We start from the raw sequence: 16,558 nt of genomic DNA, 5'->3' as shown, positions 1-16,558 counted from the left end.
AGCAAGTTGCCTGGGCAGGTTAGGGGAGAAAGGAGGATATATTTTGATGGTTTGCCGAGGGAGTGTGTGATAAGGATATACACATTAAGTGGTGAGTTGGTCAAAGAGATAAGACATTCAAGTGGAGTTGATAATGGGCGTGAGTATTGGAATCTTTTGAACAGGGATGGTTTGAGTGTAAGTTATGGAGTTTACATAGCTCACATTGAAGCCCCCGGTATAGGTGAAAAATTATTAAAATTCGCAATTATAAAATAAAATTTGGAGCGAATACTATGACCAGAAAGGTTTTATCACTGTTTGCCTTCGTATTCTGTGTGGTCTCGTTTTCATTTGCTCAAATAGGTAGCAGTTTAACAAAGACGGGAACGACATCTGCTCAATTTTTAAAGATAGGAATTGGTGCAAGAGCAATTGGAATGGGTGGAGCTTTCGGTTCGGTTGCTGATGATATAAGTTCAATTTATTGGAATCCGGCAGGGCTTAGCAGAATTTCTGGGAGAGGTGAGGCAGTTTTTAATTATGTTGATTGGATTATGGACATAAAATATAGTTTTGCTGCTCTTGCTTTGAATCTTGGAAACCTTGGCACGATCGGAATGCAGATATCAGCGTTGACAATGGATGATATGGAAGTTAGGACAGTAGCTATGCCAGATGGCACCGGCGAGAGATTTAAAGCGGGTGGATTGATGATGGGTTTATCTTACGCAAGACAGTTGACCGATAGATTTGCGATAGGTTTTAACTTCAAATATGTGAGGGAATACATCTGGCATGAATCAGCGCAAGGTTTTGCATTTGATTTTGGAACACTTTATGTAACGCCATTTTTGAATGGTATGAGAATCGGAGCAAGTATGTCAAATTACGGAACTAAGATGCAACTTACCGGGCGCGACTTAATAATAATTTACACAGTCGGTGGTGGGACAGGAAATAATATAAATGCGTTCATTCAGACGGATAAATTTGAAATGCCTTTGCTTTTCAGAGTTGGTTTATCAAATGATTTTTTGAAGACGGAGTCGCAGAGATTTACAGTCGCTGTTGATGCCGTTCATCCTAACGATAACACCGAGTATTTAAATCTTGGTGCAGAGTATTCGTTCAAGGAAATTTTTTATGTTAGAGGAGGTTATAAATCGTTATTTGAAAAAGGAGGGGAGCAAAGGTATACTGTTGGCGCTGGTGTAAAGTATTCAATTGCTCGTGGTGTAGCGGTTGCAGTTGATTATGCGTATCTTGATTTTGGGAGATTGAAAAATGTTCAGTATTTGACCCTTGCTGTGAAATTTTAAATTAACAATGGGTTTGAAGTGGAATATATCATTGGAATGGATGGTGGAGGAACGAAGACGCATGGGATTATAAGTGACCTTGATGGTAATCCTTTCGCCGAGGTCATGGGTGGGTCAGCTAATTTTCAAATGCTTGGTGTTGATGTCGTTGCGAGATCAATTTTGAAGTTGATCCTTGAACTTGTGCAAAAGGTAGGTTGTGATTTTCACGATGTGAAAATTATCGTCATTGGGCTTGCTGGAGCTGGAAAAGAAGAAGATAAAAGTAAAATTTACAACGGCATAGTAAAGATTGCGAATGAATATAACCTGAAATTGCCGAAGTTGATTATTGAAACCGATGCAAGGATTGCGCTTGAGGGTGCATTTATGGGTGGGGCTGGAATTGTTCTGATAAGTGGAACTGGTTCAGTTATGTTTGCTAAAGATACAAATGGTGAAATTCATAGGATCGGGGGTTGGGGGAGATTCATCGGTGATGAAGGTAGTGGGTTTTCACTCGGTTGCGAGGCTTTAAGGGCTGTTGCTAAGTTCATTGATGGAAGAGGGGGGAAGACAATTTTGAAAGATTTGATTTTTGAAAAGTTTAAAATCACCGACCTAAGGGAAGTTGTAAGCAAAATTTATTCTGGTGAATTTGACCCTGCAAGTGTTGCTCCAATTGTTACGGAGGCAGGCGAAATGGGTGATGAAATCGCTATAAAAATTCTTGATGATGCTTGTTACGAACTTTTAACTCATATCAAGGCGATGCTTGGAAAGTCAAATTTTGGGGAGCGAGTTAAACTCGTTCTTATGGGCGGTGTCTTGAGAAACGAAAATTATCTCTCAAGAAAATTGAAAAAGGAAATAACTGAAAATTTCCCCCAAGTTGATCTGATTGAGCCAATGGCTTCCCCAGCTTACGGAGCGATAATTTACGCTAGAAACTTGATCAAAAATAAAATTTGCACTTGAAAAATGAAAAATTTCCTAACCTTTCTCTTTGCATTTGTTATTTTTCCTATCTTGTTCGTCGTATTCACAAGGGCTAAAGATGATGTTGTCAGTGGGATACAAGGGAGAACGCAATTGAAGCCGAAGAAGGAGAAAGTTGATTTCTCAAAGATGACGAAACAGCAATGGGTGAATTATTGGATGAAGAAGTTAACATTGGAGCAGAAAGTTGCTCAAATGGTAATGCCAGATGCCCGTGGGATTTTCATTGCAAGGAATAACAAGGAATTTAAAAGGTTGGTTCATTATGTCAAGGATAGAAAAGTCGGTGGCTTGATATTTTTCCGTGGTGATGTTTTTGAGACGGCGGATATGATAAATTATTTCCAGAAAATTTCCGATGTTCCACTTTTAATTTCAGCTGATTTTGAGTGGGGGACCGCAATGCGACTTGATAATACGACTCACTTTCCTCCTGCTATGGGAATAGCTGCGACCGGGAATCCAGATTATGCCTATGAAGTGGGACGAATCATCGCTATTGAAGGTAGAGCGATCGGGATACATCAAAATTATGCTCCAACGGTTGATGTCAACAACAATTACCGAAACCCGATAATAAACATCCGTTCATTCGGTGAGACGCCTGAAATCGTTTCAAAATTTTCAATCCCATTTATAAAAGGTTTACAAGAAAATGGGATGATAGCAACTGCGAAGCATTTCCCTGGACACGGTGACACCGATATAGATTCACACCTTGATTTGCCGGTGATAAATCACAGCAAGGCAAGAATTGATTCAATTGAACTCCCACCGTTTAAAGATGCTATAAAATCCGGGGTCAAGTCAATCATGATAGCTCATATTTCTTTCCCACAGCTTGACACGGCGAAGAATTTGCCAGCCACACTTTCATACAATATCGTAACAGGTCTTTTGAAAAAAGAGCTTGGCTTCAAAGGGTTGATTGTAACAGACGCAATGACAATGCGGGGCGTAACAAAGCTTTATTCAAACGCGCTCGCCTCTGTCCTTGCTGTAAAAGCTGGGAACGATATAATTTTAATGCCACCAAATGTTGATGAGGCCATTGACGCAGTAGTTAAAGCGGTAAAGCGAGGTGAGATCAGCGAGGAAAGGATAAACGAGTCTGTTAAGAAGATACTTGAGTTTAAGTATGAGCTCGGATTGCATAAAAATAGGTTCGTTGATATTGATAAAATTCGCGATGTGGTCGCCACTGAGGAAAATCTCCGTAAGGCAAAGGAGATATCCCGTGCTTCAATAACAATCGTCAAAAACGAAAATATTTTGCCGTTGATTCAGTTCGGGGATAAAAAGATTTTGCATATAACGATCGTTGATTCAAACGATCCAAATAGCGGGGGTTATTTCGCCAGTCAACTCTCCCAAAGATATGATAACATCTCTTTTGAAAGGGTTGACCTTAGAAGCACGAATGGTGAACTTAACTCAATACTTTCAAAGATAAATAACTTTGACATCGTAATTGTTTCAGCATATGTTCGTGTCAGAGCGTATCAAGCCTCGCTTACTCTCGTTGAGAAACATGCGAAATTTTTAAGGCAAGTTATCAATTCTGGCAAACCAGTCATTTTAATTTCGTTTGGAAATCCATACATAGTTATGGATTATCCAGATGTTAAGGCATACATTTGCGCATATTCCGATGCTCAACCTGTTGTTGAGGCAACTGCTGAGGCTTTATTCGGTGAGATTTCTCCGCAGGGTAAACTGCCGATAAATATACCCGGTTTTGCAAAAATCGGAACTGGTTTAACTTATCCACAAACCACATTGCGTTATGGATATCCTGATGAAGCTGGCTTTGACCCGAACAAACTTTCAAAGCTTGACACTTTGTTAGAGAAGGCGATTCAAGATTCAGCTACTCCCGGTGCGGTTTTGCTTATAGCAAGAAATGGAGTGATAGTTTATCATAAAGCTTTTGGGACTTATACATACGATCCGTATTCAAGACAGGTTGAGCCAAATTCTGTTTATGATATGGCATCAATTACAAAGGTTGCAGCAACGACCGTTTCAATTATGAAACTCTATGATGAAGGCAAAATAAATCTTGATGATCCTGTTGCGAAGTATATTCCGGAATTTGCTCAAAACGGTAAGGACAAGGTCACGATAAAAAATTTACTTCTCCACAACAGTGGTTTGCCCTCATGGAAGCCGTTTTATCAACTTTGCAAGTCCCCAAGCGAGATACTTGATTCAATTTATGCTCAACCGCTTGTTTACAAGACGGGGGACTCAACAGTTTATAGCGACCTTGGATTTATAACACTTGGGAAAATCGTTGAGGTCGTAACCGGAAAATCGCTTGATCAATATGTCAAGGAGACATTTTACATACCACTTGGGATGAAGTATACGACATTTTTACCGCCAAAAGATTGGCTTGGCATGATAGCACCGACTGAGTTTGATAGTTCAAGTGGTTCTTTCATTCATGGCGTTGTTCACGATGAGAATGCAAGGGCTCTTGGGGGCGTTTCTGGACATGCAGGACTTTTCTCAAACGCAAGAGATCTTGCAGTTTTGATGCAGATGATTTTAAATGGTGGTGAATATGGTGGGATAAGATTTTTCAAAAATGAAACAGTTGATCTGTTCACGAAAAGATGGCAAAATAATCGTGGGCTTGGTTGGGATAATGCACTTTCACCCTATGGGAAAAGTGCACTTGATGGTGCTTTCGGTGAAAACGCATTCGGGCACACTGGTTTCACAGGGACTTCAGTATATGTTTATCCGGAAAAAAAGTTGATCGCTGTCCTTTTAACAAACAGAGTTCATCCAACAAGAGCAAATACAAAGCATATCCCACTGAGGAAAGCAGTTCATAAAGCGATAGTTGAAGCGCTCGTAAATTAAAAAAATTAAAGTGGGTAACTTTAATGCAAGTTCTTGACTGGATTATAGTTGCATCTTATTTCATTTTAAGTTTAGTTGTCGGGATTTATTATTCAAAGAGGGCGGGAAAGAACATAGGTGAGTTTTTCCTCTCGGGGAGGAATCTTCCTTGGTGGCTTGCGGGGACATCAATGGTTGCGACGACATTTGCTGCTGATACACCACTTGCTGTGACTGAGCTTGTCGCGAAAAATGGAATAGCTGGGAATTGGCTTTGGTGGAATTTCCTTTTCGGGTCAATGCTTACTGTGTTTTTCTTTGCAAGGTTGTGGCGAAGAGCTGGAATAATGACGGATGTTGAATTCGTTGAATTGAGATATTCGGGCAAACCAGCTTCATTTTTGCGCGGGTTTAAAGCATTATATCTTGGATTATTCGTTAACACAGTCATAATTGGTTGGGTTAATGTGGCGATGATCTCAATTTTGACTGGATTTTTCGGAGTTTCGGAAGAAGTTGTTAGATATTATGTTTTTGGGGCGATGTTGATAGTTTCTCTTTATTCATCACTTTCGGGATTGTGGGGTGTTGCCGTGACAGATGCAATTCAGTTTGTCATAGCTATAGCTGGAACAATTGTCCTTGCTGTTGTAGTGGTTAACCTTCCACAGGTTGGAGGTATAGATGGCTTGAGAGGCAATTTGCCCGAGTGGGTGTTTAAATTTACACCTGTTGTCGGTTCAACTGAAGAAGTCGCTTATGGCGGTGTTTTGTCTTTAACTGTTTCATCTTTTATAGCATATATTCTGGTTCAATGGTGGGCTTCCTGGTATCCCGGGGCTGAACCCGGTGGCGGTGGCTATGTTGCTCAACGGATGATGTCAGCAAAAGATGAAAAACATTCCTTTCTCGCAACCCTTTGGTTCACAATAGCTCATTATTGTCTAAGACCTTGGCCTTGGATTGTCGTTGGACTTGCAACGCTTGTCCTTTACCCCGAACTTGGACCTGAGGATAAAAAACTCGGCTATATTTATGCAATGCGGGATTATCTCCCAGTGGGTTTGAAAGGTTTGTTAATAGCTGCTTTTTTCGCTGCATATATGTCAACTATTGCGACACATTTAAACTGGGGAACTTCATATGTGATAAATGATTTCTACAAAAGATTTATCAAAAAAGACGCGGATGAAAAACATTATGTTTTGATCGCAAGAATTACGACTTTGCTTGTTATGGTCGCTTCTATTTTGATAACGCTTGTGATAAAAACAATTTCCGGGGCTTGGCAATTTATAATTGAAGCAAGCGCTGGATTGGGTCTTGTCTTGATTTTGAGATGGTACTGGTGGCGTATCAATGCTTGGAGTGAAATAGTTGCCATGATAGCACCATTTTTCGGCTATGCTTATATAAAATTTTTCACTAAGGTAACCTTTCCGGAAACGCTGTTCTATATCGTTGCCTTCACAACCGTATCTTGGCTTATCGCAACTTTAATCACTAAACCGGTTGACCGAGAACATCTCTTAAACTTTTATCACCGTGTTCATCCCGGTGGAATTGGATGGAGGAAAATATCAACGGAAGTTAACGATACCAAAGGTGACTCTGGTTATTTTTATCTTTTCATAGATTGGATAAGTGGTATTGTTCTCGTCTATGCTATGCTTTTCGGAATTGGGAAAATTGTCCTTGGTGAATATTTACAGGGCTTGGTTTACATTATCATAGGTTTTCTTGCCGGTTTTGTCATATATTTTGATTTCACAAAGCGAGGTTGGGAAAAAACTATTGAGTGATTTTTCAATCCCTTTTGTATTTTATTTCGCCTTCATAGATCGTAAGTTGAACGTTGAAGTTTTTATCAAGCACAACTATATCAGCATCTTTTCCAGTTGCTAAAATTCCTTTGCGGTGCTCTTTTCCCAAAACGCGCGCTGGATTAAGCGAAGCCATCCTCACTGCTGAGGTGATAGGGACATCAACAAGTTCAACCATAACCTTGACAGCTTGTTCCATTGTCAAGGTGCTCCCAGCTAAAGTTCCATCTTCAAGAAATGCTTTTTTATTTTTTACAATGACTTTTTGACCTGCAAATTCAAATTCTCCATCTGGCATCCCTGCCATTCGTGTCGCATCCGTAATCAGTATTATTCCAGCTGGACCTTTGATTTTATACAGAAGCTTCATTACCATCGGGTGGACATGGGTTCCATCAGCTATAAGTTCAATTTTAAGTTCGTCAAATAAAAGCGATCCAGTTATGACCCCTGGGTCGCGATGATGGAAGGGTTTCATCGCATTAAACATGTGGGTTACATGAGCTGCGCCATTATGGATCGCCATTTGAATTTCTTCAATGTCTGCGACGGAATGTCCTATTGAGAGTATAACTCCATCAAGAGCAGCATCTCGCATTACTTCATAAGCTCCAGGAAGTTCAGGGGCGATCGTCATTATTTTGATGTAGCCTCTCCCAGCGTCGCGGAGATTATGCCAGGACTCAAGCGATGGCTTTAGTAGATAATCTGGGTTCATCGCTCCCTTTTCTTCGGGATTGAGGAAAGGTCCTTCAAGATGTATTCCCCAGATGTTGGAGTTATTCTGTTCTATAAAGTCAGCAATGCGTCTTAATTCGCGGATAAACTCCTTCTCTGGCTTGGGGTAAAGGGTTGCAAGAAGTCCTGTGGTTCCGTGTTGGAAATAAAACTCGCTAATTTTGAAGAGCGCTTCGTCGTCTTCATCCTCAAATCCAAAACCAAGTCCACCGTGTACATGAAGGTCAATGAACCCCGGAACAGCAAACATCCCGTCAAAATCAAAAAAATGATAATCCCCATCGTCAATTTTTATATCATCTATCTTACCAATTTCGGATATCTTCTTACCTTCTATGATTATCCCAGCATTTTCAATTATTCTAAAAGGTGTGATTGCGTTGACATTTCTTATGAAAATTTTTCTCATACGATTTTAACTTTGTTTTTTATCTCAAACTCAAGGAACTTTTGCTTAAATTTTCGCGCTGTTTCTGTCGCATCAGCTGAGTTGAATATTGAAGAGCCAGCTACGATTATATCAGCCCCGGCTTCAAGCAAAAGTTCAACATTATCAAGGTCAATTCCACCGTCAACTTCAATTTCAACATTTAAATTTCTCTCGGTGATGATTTTTTTCGCTTGAATTATTTTTCTCAATGTCGTTTCAATAAATTTTTGCCCTCCGAACCCGGGGTTTACCGACATTATCAACAGGATATCAACATAGTCAATTATTTCCTCAATTGAACTTACGGGAGTTGCTGGATTTATTGAGACGCCAGCTTTTGCACCGCTTTCCTTTATCTTCATTATAGTTCTATGTAAGTGTGTGCAAGCCTCAAAGTGAACGGTGATTATATCGGAGCCAGCTTTTCTGAACTCATCTATATAAAAATCCGGATTTGAAATCATAAGATGGGAATCAAGTGGAAGTTCCGTTAATTTCCTTATCGCTTTAACGATCATAGGACCGAATGTCAAGTTTGGGACAAAGTGCCCATCCATTACATCAAGGTGAAGCAGATCAGCTCCACCTTCTTGAACCTTTTTTATCTCGTTCTTCAAGTCCGAAAAATCAGCTGAAAGTAAAGATGGCGCAAGTTTAAACATGGCTTAGTTAGTAATTTTGTTTTGGCGTTGCTGTGATTTCCTTAGCAACGAAAACATCAACGGATGAACCCTTTTGAATGTAAGCACCGGCTCGCGGGAATTGTTCTATCACTGTGTTAGGTAGAACAGTTGAACTCGGTTCATAAATCACTTTACCAAGCCGAAGTTCTGATTCGCTTAAAATTTGTTCAACTTTTGAAAACGGCAAACCGATTAAATTTGGCACTTGAACTTTACCCTCCGCATTCCCAAGAGAAACAACAACCGAAACAAAAGTTCCATAGGAAACTTTACTTCTTTCAGGAATTGATTGCGAGATTATCGCCCCCTCTGGAATCTCATCCGAAAAGTCATAACTTAACTCTCCTAATTTTAACCCTGATTTTTCCAAAATTAACTTCGCTTCACGAACAGACCTTCCAATAAGATTTGGAACTTCTATCTTTTGTTCTCCAGAGCTCACAACAAGATAAACTCGCCTTCCTTCCTTTATTTTCATCCCCGGTCTCGGGCTTTGTAAAATAACATATCCGACTGGAAATCTCGCGTCGTGTTTTTCGGTGACACTTTCAAGTTTGAGATTTAGAGAGTCAATGATTTTTCTCGCCTCGTCAAATTTTTTACCGATAAGGTTTGGCATTTCAATTGACTTTACGGAACCGACATAAAATGGCATCACAACTTTATCCATCAAGAGCAAAATCGCAAAAAATAATACCAGTATCAAAAGGTAATTTCGCAGCTTCCTTCGCATCAAACTTCATCTTTTTGTTTTTGAAAAATATAAAAAATAAATCTTTGATTTCATAACTCCAAAACAGTCAGAGATTATTGACATCCTGTCAACCAAATGGCAAATTATCAAACCCAACTTTGACAACTTGTCAATTCCCACTTAGGGATAACCAATTGAATTTTAATACATTTTTTTGGCACAACATTTGAGGTTAATTCCTTTTGGAATTAAAAACCAAAAAATAAAAAAGGAGGTGATAAGCCATGTTGATGAGATATTCACCATTCAAGGAAATTGAAATGATGGAAAAGGAAATCAACAAGATGTTCAATGACTTCTTCAGGAGCTTTGATAGGGGTTATGAATATCCGCTCATGGACATAATTGACTCTAAAGATGACCTTGTGATTTATGTTGAGGTCCCAGGTGTGAGCAAGGATGATATAAAGGTTAAAATTCACAACGATGTTTTAACGATATCTGGGGAAAGGAAAGAACCAGAACTTCCTGAGAAAGCGAATTGCCTGATCCGTGAGAGGGAATTTGGTAAGTTTATGAGAAGCGTAAGATTGCCATATCCGATTGAGGTGAGTAAAGTGAGCGCTGAGTACAAAGATGGGATTCTGAAGATAACTCTCCCGAAGAAAGAAGAAGTTAAACCGAAAGAAATTCAAATCAATGTCAGTTAAAAAAATCTAAAAAAGGAGGTGATGATATATGCTCAAAGATAAAGCCATAACGAAGAAAAGTTTTACGACATATATCACACCTCCAGCTGACCTTTATGAAACCAAGGATTCATACATGATTTTCCTTGACATGCCTGGTGTTTCAAGGGATGATTTGAATGTTAAGGTTGTTGACAACAGATTGATAGTTCAGGGTAAGTTTGAAATTACGAAGCCGAAAGACAGCGAGGTTTTGTTTAGTGAGCTTGAGAAGGGTGAGTATCGCAGGGAGTTTATATTGTCCGGTGACATTGACAGAAACAAAATAGAGGCGAAACTTGTGAATGGAGTTTTAACCTTAACACTTGCAAAAAGAGAAGAGAGCAAAGAAATTGAAATCAAAATAAATTAAAAATAAAAGGAGGTGACAAGATATGGCGCTCGTAAGATGGAGTCCAATTAGAGACCTTGCAACTGATTTAATTGACTTACAGAGGGAAATTAACAGGATGTTTGACAGATTTTTCCGTGGATTTGAAGAGGAAGAGGAAAGAGCAATATCAACTTGGAGACCTGTTGTTGATATATCTGAGACGGATGATGAGTATATCGTTAGGGCTGAAATACCTGGTGTGAGCAAAGATGATATTAAGGTGACGATAAGAGATAACATGCTTACGATAAGCGGTGAGAAGAGGCAAGAAAAAGAGACGAAGAATGAAAACTTCCACAGGGTTGAGAGAGTTTATGGCTCGTTCACGAGGACTTTCACTTTGCCTGGTGCTGTCAAGGTTGATAAGATTGAAGCGAAGTTTAAAGATGGGGTGTTGACGATAAAGTTGCCGAAGGTTGAAGAGGCGAAGAGCAAAGAGATTGAGGTTAAAGTTGGTTGAAATTTAAAATCCCGCCATTTTTGGCGGGATTTTTTTAAATTTATATTGAGGAAAAACAAAAGTTAAAAGTTGGAAATGGCGCTTCAAAGCCAAGAAAAGAGAAAGGGTTTAATTGAAACGATTAAAAATTTATTTTTGCCTTATATTTCAGAAAGGGAGGAATTGATAAAATTGTTGAACGAGAATTATTCAAAAGAGGTCGCCATTGCTAAGATGATGGATGAACACGCCGAGATAATACCTTTTGACTTTTTGAAGGAGAGACTGAAGAGGGTTGCTGAAGAGGAAAGAAAGCATGCGGAGATGTTGAGGCAAAAGATAGTTGAACTTGGTGGGTCGGTTAATCCAACACCGAAGGTTTTTGAAATTAAGTTGGACTCAATTCATAATGAAAAAGGTTTTAGAAAGCTTATCGCTGACCTTGAGTTTGATAAGGAAATTTACGAGGATTATATCTCACAGATCAATAAGATTGAAAACGATGATGTAAAAGATTTGCTCAGGCGAATAGTTGATGATGAGATAAAACATAAGGATGTTTTGATGGACCTTGTTATGAGATTGTGTTAAAAGATTTTTTAAAACAAAAAATTTAAAGCCATGGGAGAAGAACTCAAATATACATCTCATATTCCTGAGGCGATGTCGGTTTTGCCGTTGAGGAATTCCGTGTTTTTTCCCAAGCAATTTATGCCACTTTCTGTTGGTAGGGAGAGCACGATAAAGTTGATAGAAGATGCGTCAAAGACGGGTGAACTTATTTTAATTGTCGCCCAAAAGGAGCCACAGATAGAAAAGCCAACTCCTGACGATGTTTATCATTTTGGAACGGTGGCGAAAATACTCAAGGTTTATAACTTGCCTGACGGTTCAAAAAGTGTTTTTGTTCAGGGTTTGCATCGTGCGAGGATTTTGTCATTTATACAGCAAGAACCGTATTTGAGAGCGATTATCCAGCAAGTTGAAGATGAAGGTGAAATTGACATTGAAAGTGAGGCGCTTGCGGTTGCGATAAAGAATGTGTTCAAAAGGGTTGTTGAACTTTCTCCGGACATGACACCTGAGCAGGCAAATATAGTAAGCGGAACGGATGATATACGCAGTTTACCCGATGTTGTTGCTTCTCTTTTGAATGTTTCTGTTGCTGAGAAACAGGAAATACTTGAGCAGGTTAACATCAAGGATAGGTTGAAGAAATGTCATTTCATTTTAAATCGCCACGCTCAACGTCTTGAACTTGGGAATAAAATTCAGGCAGAAGTTCAAGATGAGATAACAAAGAATCAGCGCGAGTATTTCCTCAGAGAGCAGTTGAAGGCGATAAAGAGAGAACTTGGTGAAGATGAAGAAGGGGCTGAAATAAGGGAATTGAGGGAAAAGATTGAAAAAGCCAATATGCCTGAGGAGGCGAGGAAAGTTGCGCTTAAGGAACTTGATCGTCTCTCAAGGATGCATCCATCTTCTGCTGAATATACTGTTTCAAGGACTTACCTTGATTGGTTGATAGAGTTACCTTGGAGCATTTCAACGGAGGATAACTTGGACATAAAGAAAGCTGAGGAAATTCTTGATCGCGATCATTATGGGCTTGAGAAAGTTAAGAAAAGAATCCTTGAGTACCTCGCTGTTAGAAAACTTAAAAACGATATGAAGGGTCCGATACTCTGCTTTGTTGGTCCGCCAGGGGTTGGTAAGACATCGCTTGGGAGGTCAATTGCCGAGGCGCTTGGAAGAAAATTTGTTAGAATTTCACTCGGCGGGGTACACGATGAAGCAGAAATAAGAGGTCACAGGCGAACTTATATTGGGGCTTTGCCTGGGAGAATAATACAAGGAATTAGAAAGGCGGGCTCAAATAATCCAGTTTTTATGCTTGACGAAGTTGACAAAATTGGGGCTGACTTTCGCGGTGACCCGGCTGCTGCACTTCTTGAAGTCCTTGACCCGGAACAAAATCACTCCTTCAGCGACCATTACATTGAAGTCCCGTTTGACCTTTCAAAGGTTATGTTCATAGCGACGGCGAATATGATTGAGCCAATTCCACCAGCTTTGAGAGATAGGATGGAAATAATTGAGATACCAAGCTATATTGAGGAAGAAAAACTCAACATTGCAAAATACTTCCTCGTCCCGAAGCAGATAAAAGCGCACGGTTTAACGGAAGATATGATAAAATTTGAAGATGACGCTTTAAGGAAGATAATTAACTCATACACTCGTGAGGCTGGCGTTAGGAATCTTGAAAGAAGAATAGCCGATATTTGCCGTGGGGTTGCGAAAGAAGTTGCTATGGGTAGATCCGAGCCGACGACTATAACTGCAGATGATTTACCGAAATATCTCGGGCAACCGAAATTCTATCACGAGGTCGCAGAGAGAATCAATAAACCTGGTATAGCTACTGGACTTGCTTGGACTCCAGTTGGTGGTGAGATTCTCTTCGTTGAAGCAACGAAGATGAAGGGCAAAGGTTCGCTTCATCTCACTGGGCAACTCGGTGATGTGATGAAGGAATCGGCTCATATCGCTTTGAGTTATATTGCTTCAAAATCGGAAGAGTTTGGAATTGACCCGGATTTCAGAGAAAAATATGATATCCATATACATGTCCCTGCAGGGGCTATACCGAAAGATGGACCCTCGGCTGGAGTTACAATATTGACCGCTTTGTATTCGCTTTTGACTGGAAAAGTTGTTTGTAATGATATTGCTATGACAGGTGAAATAACTTTAAGAGGCGCTGTTTTACCAGTCGGTGGTATTAAAGAGAAGGTTTTAGCAGCACATAGGGCTGGAATTAAAAAGGTTATATTGCCAGAGAAAAACAGAGCCGACATAGATGAAATTCCTGAGCAAGTTAGAGCAGAGATGGTGTTTTATTTTGTGAAGGAGATGGACGAAGTTCTTGAGCTTGCGATAAAGAAAGAAGAAGTCCTTGAGTCAGTTTAATCAATAAGTTTTAGAATTTAAATTAGTTAAGGCGAATTGTTCCGATTGAAAATCGGGATGATTCGCCTTTTGTTTATTAAAGGAGGTGATTGTTAAAGATGAAGGACTATTATAAAATACTTGGAGTAAGCGAGAACGCAACACAAGAAGAGATAAAGCAAGCATATAAGAAGCTCGCAATGAAATATCATCCAGATAGAAATCCTGGGGATAAACAAGCTGAGGAGAAGTTTAAAGAGATTAACGAGGCGTATAGTGTTCTCTCTGACCCGGAGAAGAGGAAGCAATACGATCAGCTCAGAAAGTTTGGTTATACCGGTGTAGAAGGTGGATTTCCAGGTGGTTTCAACTTTGAAGATATATTCTCAAATTTCCGAACTGGATTTGGTGAGGGATTTAACTTCGGGGATTCATTTATTGATGACTTGTTAAATCAATTTTTTGACCGTGGTGAGTTCTTTAGAAAAAGCAGAAGAGGCGCTGTAAAAGGAGAGGACATTCATATAGATGTTGAAATTCCCTTTTCAACTGCGGTCAGTGGCGGTGAGATATATGTAGATGTTCCAAGGAAGGAAGTTTGTAATGTTTGTGGTGGAACGGGTGCAAAGCCAGGAGCGAAGGTGACAACCTGTCCTGTATGTAACGGAAGCGGAATGGTTTCGGAAGTTAAAGGTATGTTTGCTTTTTCAAGACCTTGCCCACGCTGTTACGGTCGTGGTAAGATAATCTCGGAAGTTTGCTATAACTGTGGTGGCACAGGTCAGGTTTCAAGATTAAGAAAGATAAAGGTTAAAATACCTCAGGGCGTTGACACTGGGACAACGCTTAGAATCAGAGGCGAAGGTGAACAAGGTATAGGTGGCGGTGGAAATGGTGATCTTTATGTTCATATAAAAGTTCAAGATGATAAATTTTTCAAGCGCAAGGGTAATGATATTTACGTTGAAATTCCAATTAACATTGCACAAGCGATACTTGGAAGTAGAATAAGGATAAAGACCATTTATGGGAATAAGGTTGAACTAACAATTCCTCCTGGAACTCAGAATGGAACAACATTCAGACTGCGTGGACTTGGTATCAGAAATAATGGCAATGTTGGTGATATGTATGTCACTGTCAAGGTTGAAATCCCGGAAAAAATAAATGAGCGTCAGAAAAGACTTATTGAGGAATTTGCCAAGGAGGGAAATTTAAAATATTGAAGGGCTTGAAAGGAATTTTAAATTGTGTTAAATTATCGCTGAAAATTTTTGAGAAAGAAATTGATTGGTTAAATGAAAAAAATTTTAACCATCGCCTGGTGGGAGTATATTACTAAGGTCAGAACAAAGACATTTTTTATATCTTTAATTCTAATGCCTGTCTTAATAGTTGCTTTTGGTTTTCTCCCAAGATTTTTAATGGAAAAAGCTGATCTAAAGCAAAAAAGGATCGGTGTTGTAGACTTGACGGGGCGGATTTTTGATAAGTTGCAAGATAAGCTTGAAAACGAATTCAAACTTCCCGATGGCAAACCAAATTATATCCTTATTAAAATTCAAGCTGGAGATAACTTGGGGGAAATTAAATCAATAGCAAATAAAAAGGTGATTTCTGGTGAGTTTGAGGCATATATTATTATACCGCGAAATTTTGAGGATAGTTTGAATTTTCAATATGTTGGTCAAAATGTTGGCAATATAAGGGACATTGAGCGTTTCAAGAGCGCGCTTCAGGAAATTGTGATCACATCTGAACTTGGGAAGTACGGTGTTGATAAAGAGGCAATTTCAAAAATAATTAGGCCAGTTAAATATAACACGATAAAAATTTCAAAAAAGGGTGAAGAGGAGAAGACGGACTTTCTTGCGCTGTTTTTTAGCTCGTACATTTTTATAATTGCGCTTATGGTACTTGTGCTTACAGGTGGGCAAATGCTTGTGCGAAGTGTTGTTGAGGAGAAGTCAAATCGTATTGTGGAAGTTCTTTTGTCCTCTTGCAATGCGAATGAATTGATGGCGGGTAAGATAGTTGGGCTTGGTATGCTTGGGTTGACGCAGATGTTTATATGGGCTATACTCGGTTTTTACTTTTTCTCTGGGTATGCGTTAATTTCCGTAAAGATTGACCTTATGCTTATTTCACTTGTTTACTTTGTCCTCGGTTATCTATTTTACTCCGCCCTTTTCGTCGCTGTTGGTGCACCTGTGAACTCTGAGTATGAAGCACAACAAATCGCCGGATATATCGCTCTTGGTGTTACACTTCCCATCGCCTTTTCTTTTTTAATTATGCAAAATCCGGATCTTTTTTGGATAAAAGTTTTATCCTTTTTCCCTCTATTTACACCCGCATTTATGGTCGCACGTATCCCTGTTAAGATGCCAGCAACTTGGGAGATAATTGGAACGATAGCAATTCTTGCTCTATCAGTAGTTTTTATGATCTGGGTTGCGGGAAGGATATTTAGAATAGCGATTTTAAGTTACGGGAAGTTTCCAAGTTTGAAAGAGCTTATATCTTGGGTCAAGGCAAAATAATT

The 16,558-nt window shown here is 39.5% G+C and carries 15 protein-coding genes; 12 read left to right on the top strand and 3 right to left on the bottom strand.

What is annotated here, in order from left to right:
- From FKZ43_RS11480 to FKZ43_RS08840, 5 genes are all read left to right on the top strand, one after another.
- Positions 1-258, top strand: a 258-nt coding sequence (locus FKZ43_RS11480; protein WP_181180317.1) for a hypothetical protein, incomplete at its 5' end; no start/stop codon positions are given.
- 17 nt (positions 259-275) lie between these two features.
- Positions 276-1,301, top strand: coding sequence for a PorV/PorQ family protein (locus tag FKZ43_RS08855; RefSeq protein ID WP_140945530.1), 1,026 nt, complete (start codon positions 276-278; stop codon positions 1,299-1,301).
- Between the two features lie 18 nt (positions 1,302-1,319).
- Complete coding sequence (locus tag FKZ43_RS08850) at positions 1,320-2,258, top strand: N-acetylglucosamine kinase (protein ID WP_140945529.1); 939 nt, start codon at positions 1,320-1,322, stop codon at positions 2,256-2,258.
- Positions 2,259-2,261: 3 nt separating this feature from the next.
- A complete protein-coding gene (locus FKZ43_RS08845; RefSeq protein WP_140945528.1) occupies positions 2,262-5,153 on the top strand; it encodes a serine hydrolase domain-containing protein in 2,892 nt (963 codons plus the stop codon).
- A gap of 23 nt (positions 5,154-5,176) precedes the next feature.
- Positions 5,177-6,934: a sodium:solute symporter family protein gene (locus FKZ43_RS08840; RefSeq protein ID WP_140945527.1), complete on the top strand. Its 1,758-nt coding sequence runs from the start codon at positions 5,177-5,179 to the stop codon at positions 6,932-6,934.
- A 4-nt stretch (positions 6,935-6,938) separates the two neighbouring features.
- Here the strand turns inward: FKZ43_RS08840 and nagA are convergent, their stop codons facing one another.
- Genes nagA through FKZ43_RS08825 form a run of 3 tightly spaced genes read right to left on the bottom strand, consistent with a single transcriptional unit; the run spans position 6,939 to position 9,539 of the window.
- Positions 6,939-8,102: an N-acetylglucosamine-6-phosphate deacetylase gene (nagA, locus tag FKZ43_RS08835; RefSeq protein ID WP_140945526.1), complete on the bottom strand. Its 1,164-nt coding sequence runs from the start codon at positions 8,100-8,102 to the stop codon at positions 6,939-6,941.
- Positions 8,099-8,785, bottom strand: coding sequence for a ribulose-phosphate 3-epimerase (gene rpe, locus FKZ43_RS08830; RefSeq protein WP_140945525.1), 687 nt, complete (start codon positions 8,783-8,785; stop codon positions 8,099-8,101). Before rpe ends, nagA begins: the two co-directional genes overlap by 4 nt.
- 7 nt (positions 8,786-8,792) lie before the next feature.
- On the bottom strand, positions 8,793-9,539 hold the full coding sequence (locus FKZ43_RS08825; RefSeq protein ID WP_140945524.1) for a PASTA domain-containing protein: 747 nt from the start codon (positions 9,537-9,539) through the stop codon (positions 8,793-8,795).
- 245 nt (positions 9,540-9,784) lie between these two features.
- Between FKZ43_RS08825 and FKZ43_RS08820 the strand changes: the two genes are divergently transcribed.
- The 7 genes from FKZ43_RS08820 (at position 9,785) to FKZ43_RS08790 (ending at position 16,556) form a co-directional block, all read left to right on the top strand.
- Positions 9,785-10,210, top strand: coding sequence for an Hsp20/alpha crystallin family protein (locus FKZ43_RS08820; RefSeq protein ID WP_140945523.1), 426 nt, complete (start codon positions 9,785-9,787; stop codon positions 10,208-10,210).
- Positions 10,211-10,238: 28 nt separating this feature from the next.
- The gene (locus tag FKZ43_RS08815; protein WP_140945522.1) at positions 10,239-10,601 is read left to right on the top strand and encodes an Hsp20/alpha crystallin family protein; all 363 of its coding nucleotides are present in this window, start codon (positions 10,239-10,241) and stop codon (positions 10,599-10,601) included.
- Between the two features lie 22 nt (positions 10,602-10,623).
- Positions 10,624-11,082 carry an Hsp20/alpha crystallin family protein gene (locus tag FKZ43_RS08810; protein WP_140945521.1) on the top strand — a complete coding sequence of 153 codons (459 nt, stop codon included), beginning with the start codon at positions 10,624-10,626 and terminating at the stop codon, positions 11,080-11,082.
- Positions 11,083-11,157: 75 nt separating this feature from the next.
- Positions 11,158-11,652 (top strand): ferritin-like domain-containing protein, encoded by a 495-nt coding sequence (locus tag FKZ43_RS08805; RefSeq protein ID WP_140945520.1) that lies wholly within the window; start codon positions 11,158-11,160, stop codon positions 11,650-11,652.
- Positions 11,653-11,682: 30 nt separating this feature from the next.
- Complete coding sequence (gene lon, locus FKZ43_RS08800; protein ID WP_140945519.1) at positions 11,683-14,034, top strand: endopeptidase La; 2,352 nt, start codon at positions 11,683-11,685, stop codon at positions 14,032-14,034.
- A 98-nt stretch (positions 14,035-14,132) separates the two neighbouring features.
- Positions 14,133-15,239 carry a molecular chaperone DnaJ gene (gene dnaJ / locus FKZ43_RS08795; protein WP_140945518.1) on the top strand — a complete coding sequence of 369 codons (1,107 nt, stop codon included), beginning with the start codon at positions 14,133-14,135 and terminating at the stop codon, positions 15,237-15,239.
- Positions 15,240-15,311: 72 nt separating this feature from the next.
- A complete protein-coding gene (locus tag FKZ43_RS08790) occupies positions 15,312-16,556 on the top strand; it encodes an ABC transporter permease (RefSeq protein ID WP_140945517.1) in 1,245 nt (414 codons plus the stop codon).
- Positions 16,557-16,558 lie beyond the last annotated feature (2 nt).

Origin of the sequence: Candidatus Thermokryptus mobilis (assembly GCF_900070205.1) — a bacterium.
GTDB classification, from domain to species: Bacteria; Bacteroidota; Ignavibacteria; order Kryptoniales; family Kryptoniaceae; genus Kryptonium; species Kryptonium mobile.
This window is presented reverse-complemented; position numbering and strand designations above follow the sequence as displayed.

Bases quoted from the DNA above. Each gene is read 5' to 3' on its own strand.
- FKZ43_RS08855 (WP_140945530.1), top strand. From the start codon at position 276: ATGACCAGAAAGGTTTTATCACTGTTTGCCTTCGTATTCTGTGTGGTC.
- FKZ43_RS08845 (WP_140945528.1), top strand. From the start codon at position 2,262: ATGAAAAATTTCCTAACCTTTCTCTTTGCATTTGTTATTTTTCCTATC.
- FKZ43_RS08840 (WP_140945527.1), top strand. From the start codon at position 5,177: ATGCAAGTTCTTGACTGGATTATAGTTGCATCTTATTTCATTTTAAGT.
- nagA (WP_140945526.1), bottom strand. From the start codon at position 8,102: ATGAGAAAAATTTTCATAAGAAATGTCAACGCAATCACACCTTTTAGA.
- rpe (WP_140945525.1), bottom strand. From the start codon at position 8,785: ATGTTTAAACTTGCGCCATCTTTACTTTCAGCTGATTTTTCGGACTTG.
- FKZ43_RS08825 (WP_140945524.1), bottom strand. From the start codon at position 9,539: ATGCGAAGGAAGCTGCGAAATTACCTTTTGATACTGGTATTATTTTTT.
- FKZ43_RS08820 (WP_140945523.1), top strand. From the start codon at position 9,785: ATGTTGATGAGATATTCACCATTCAAGGAAATTGAAATGATGGAAAAG.
- FKZ43_RS08815 (WP_140945522.1), top strand. From the start codon at position 10,239: ATGCTCAAAGATAAAGCCATAACGAAGAAAAGTTTTACGACATATATC.
- FKZ43_RS08810 (WP_140945521.1), top strand. From the start codon at position 10,624: ATGGCGCTCGTAAGATGGAGTCCAATTAGAGACCTTGCAACTGATTTA.
- FKZ43_RS08805 (WP_140945520.1), top strand. From the start codon at position 11,158: ATGGCGCTTCAAAGCCAAGAAAAGAGAAAGGGTTTAATTGAAACGATT.
- lon (WP_140945519.1), top strand. From the start codon at position 11,683: ATGGGAGAAGAACTCAAATATACATCTCATATTCCTGAGGCGATGTCG.
- dnaJ (WP_140945518.1), top strand. From the start codon at position 14,133: ATGAAGGACTATTATAAAATACTTGGAGTAAGCGAGAACGCAACACAA.
- FKZ43_RS08790 (WP_140945517.1), top strand. From the start codon at position 15,312: ATGAAAAAAATTTTAACCATCGCCTGGTGGGAGTATATTACTAAGGTC.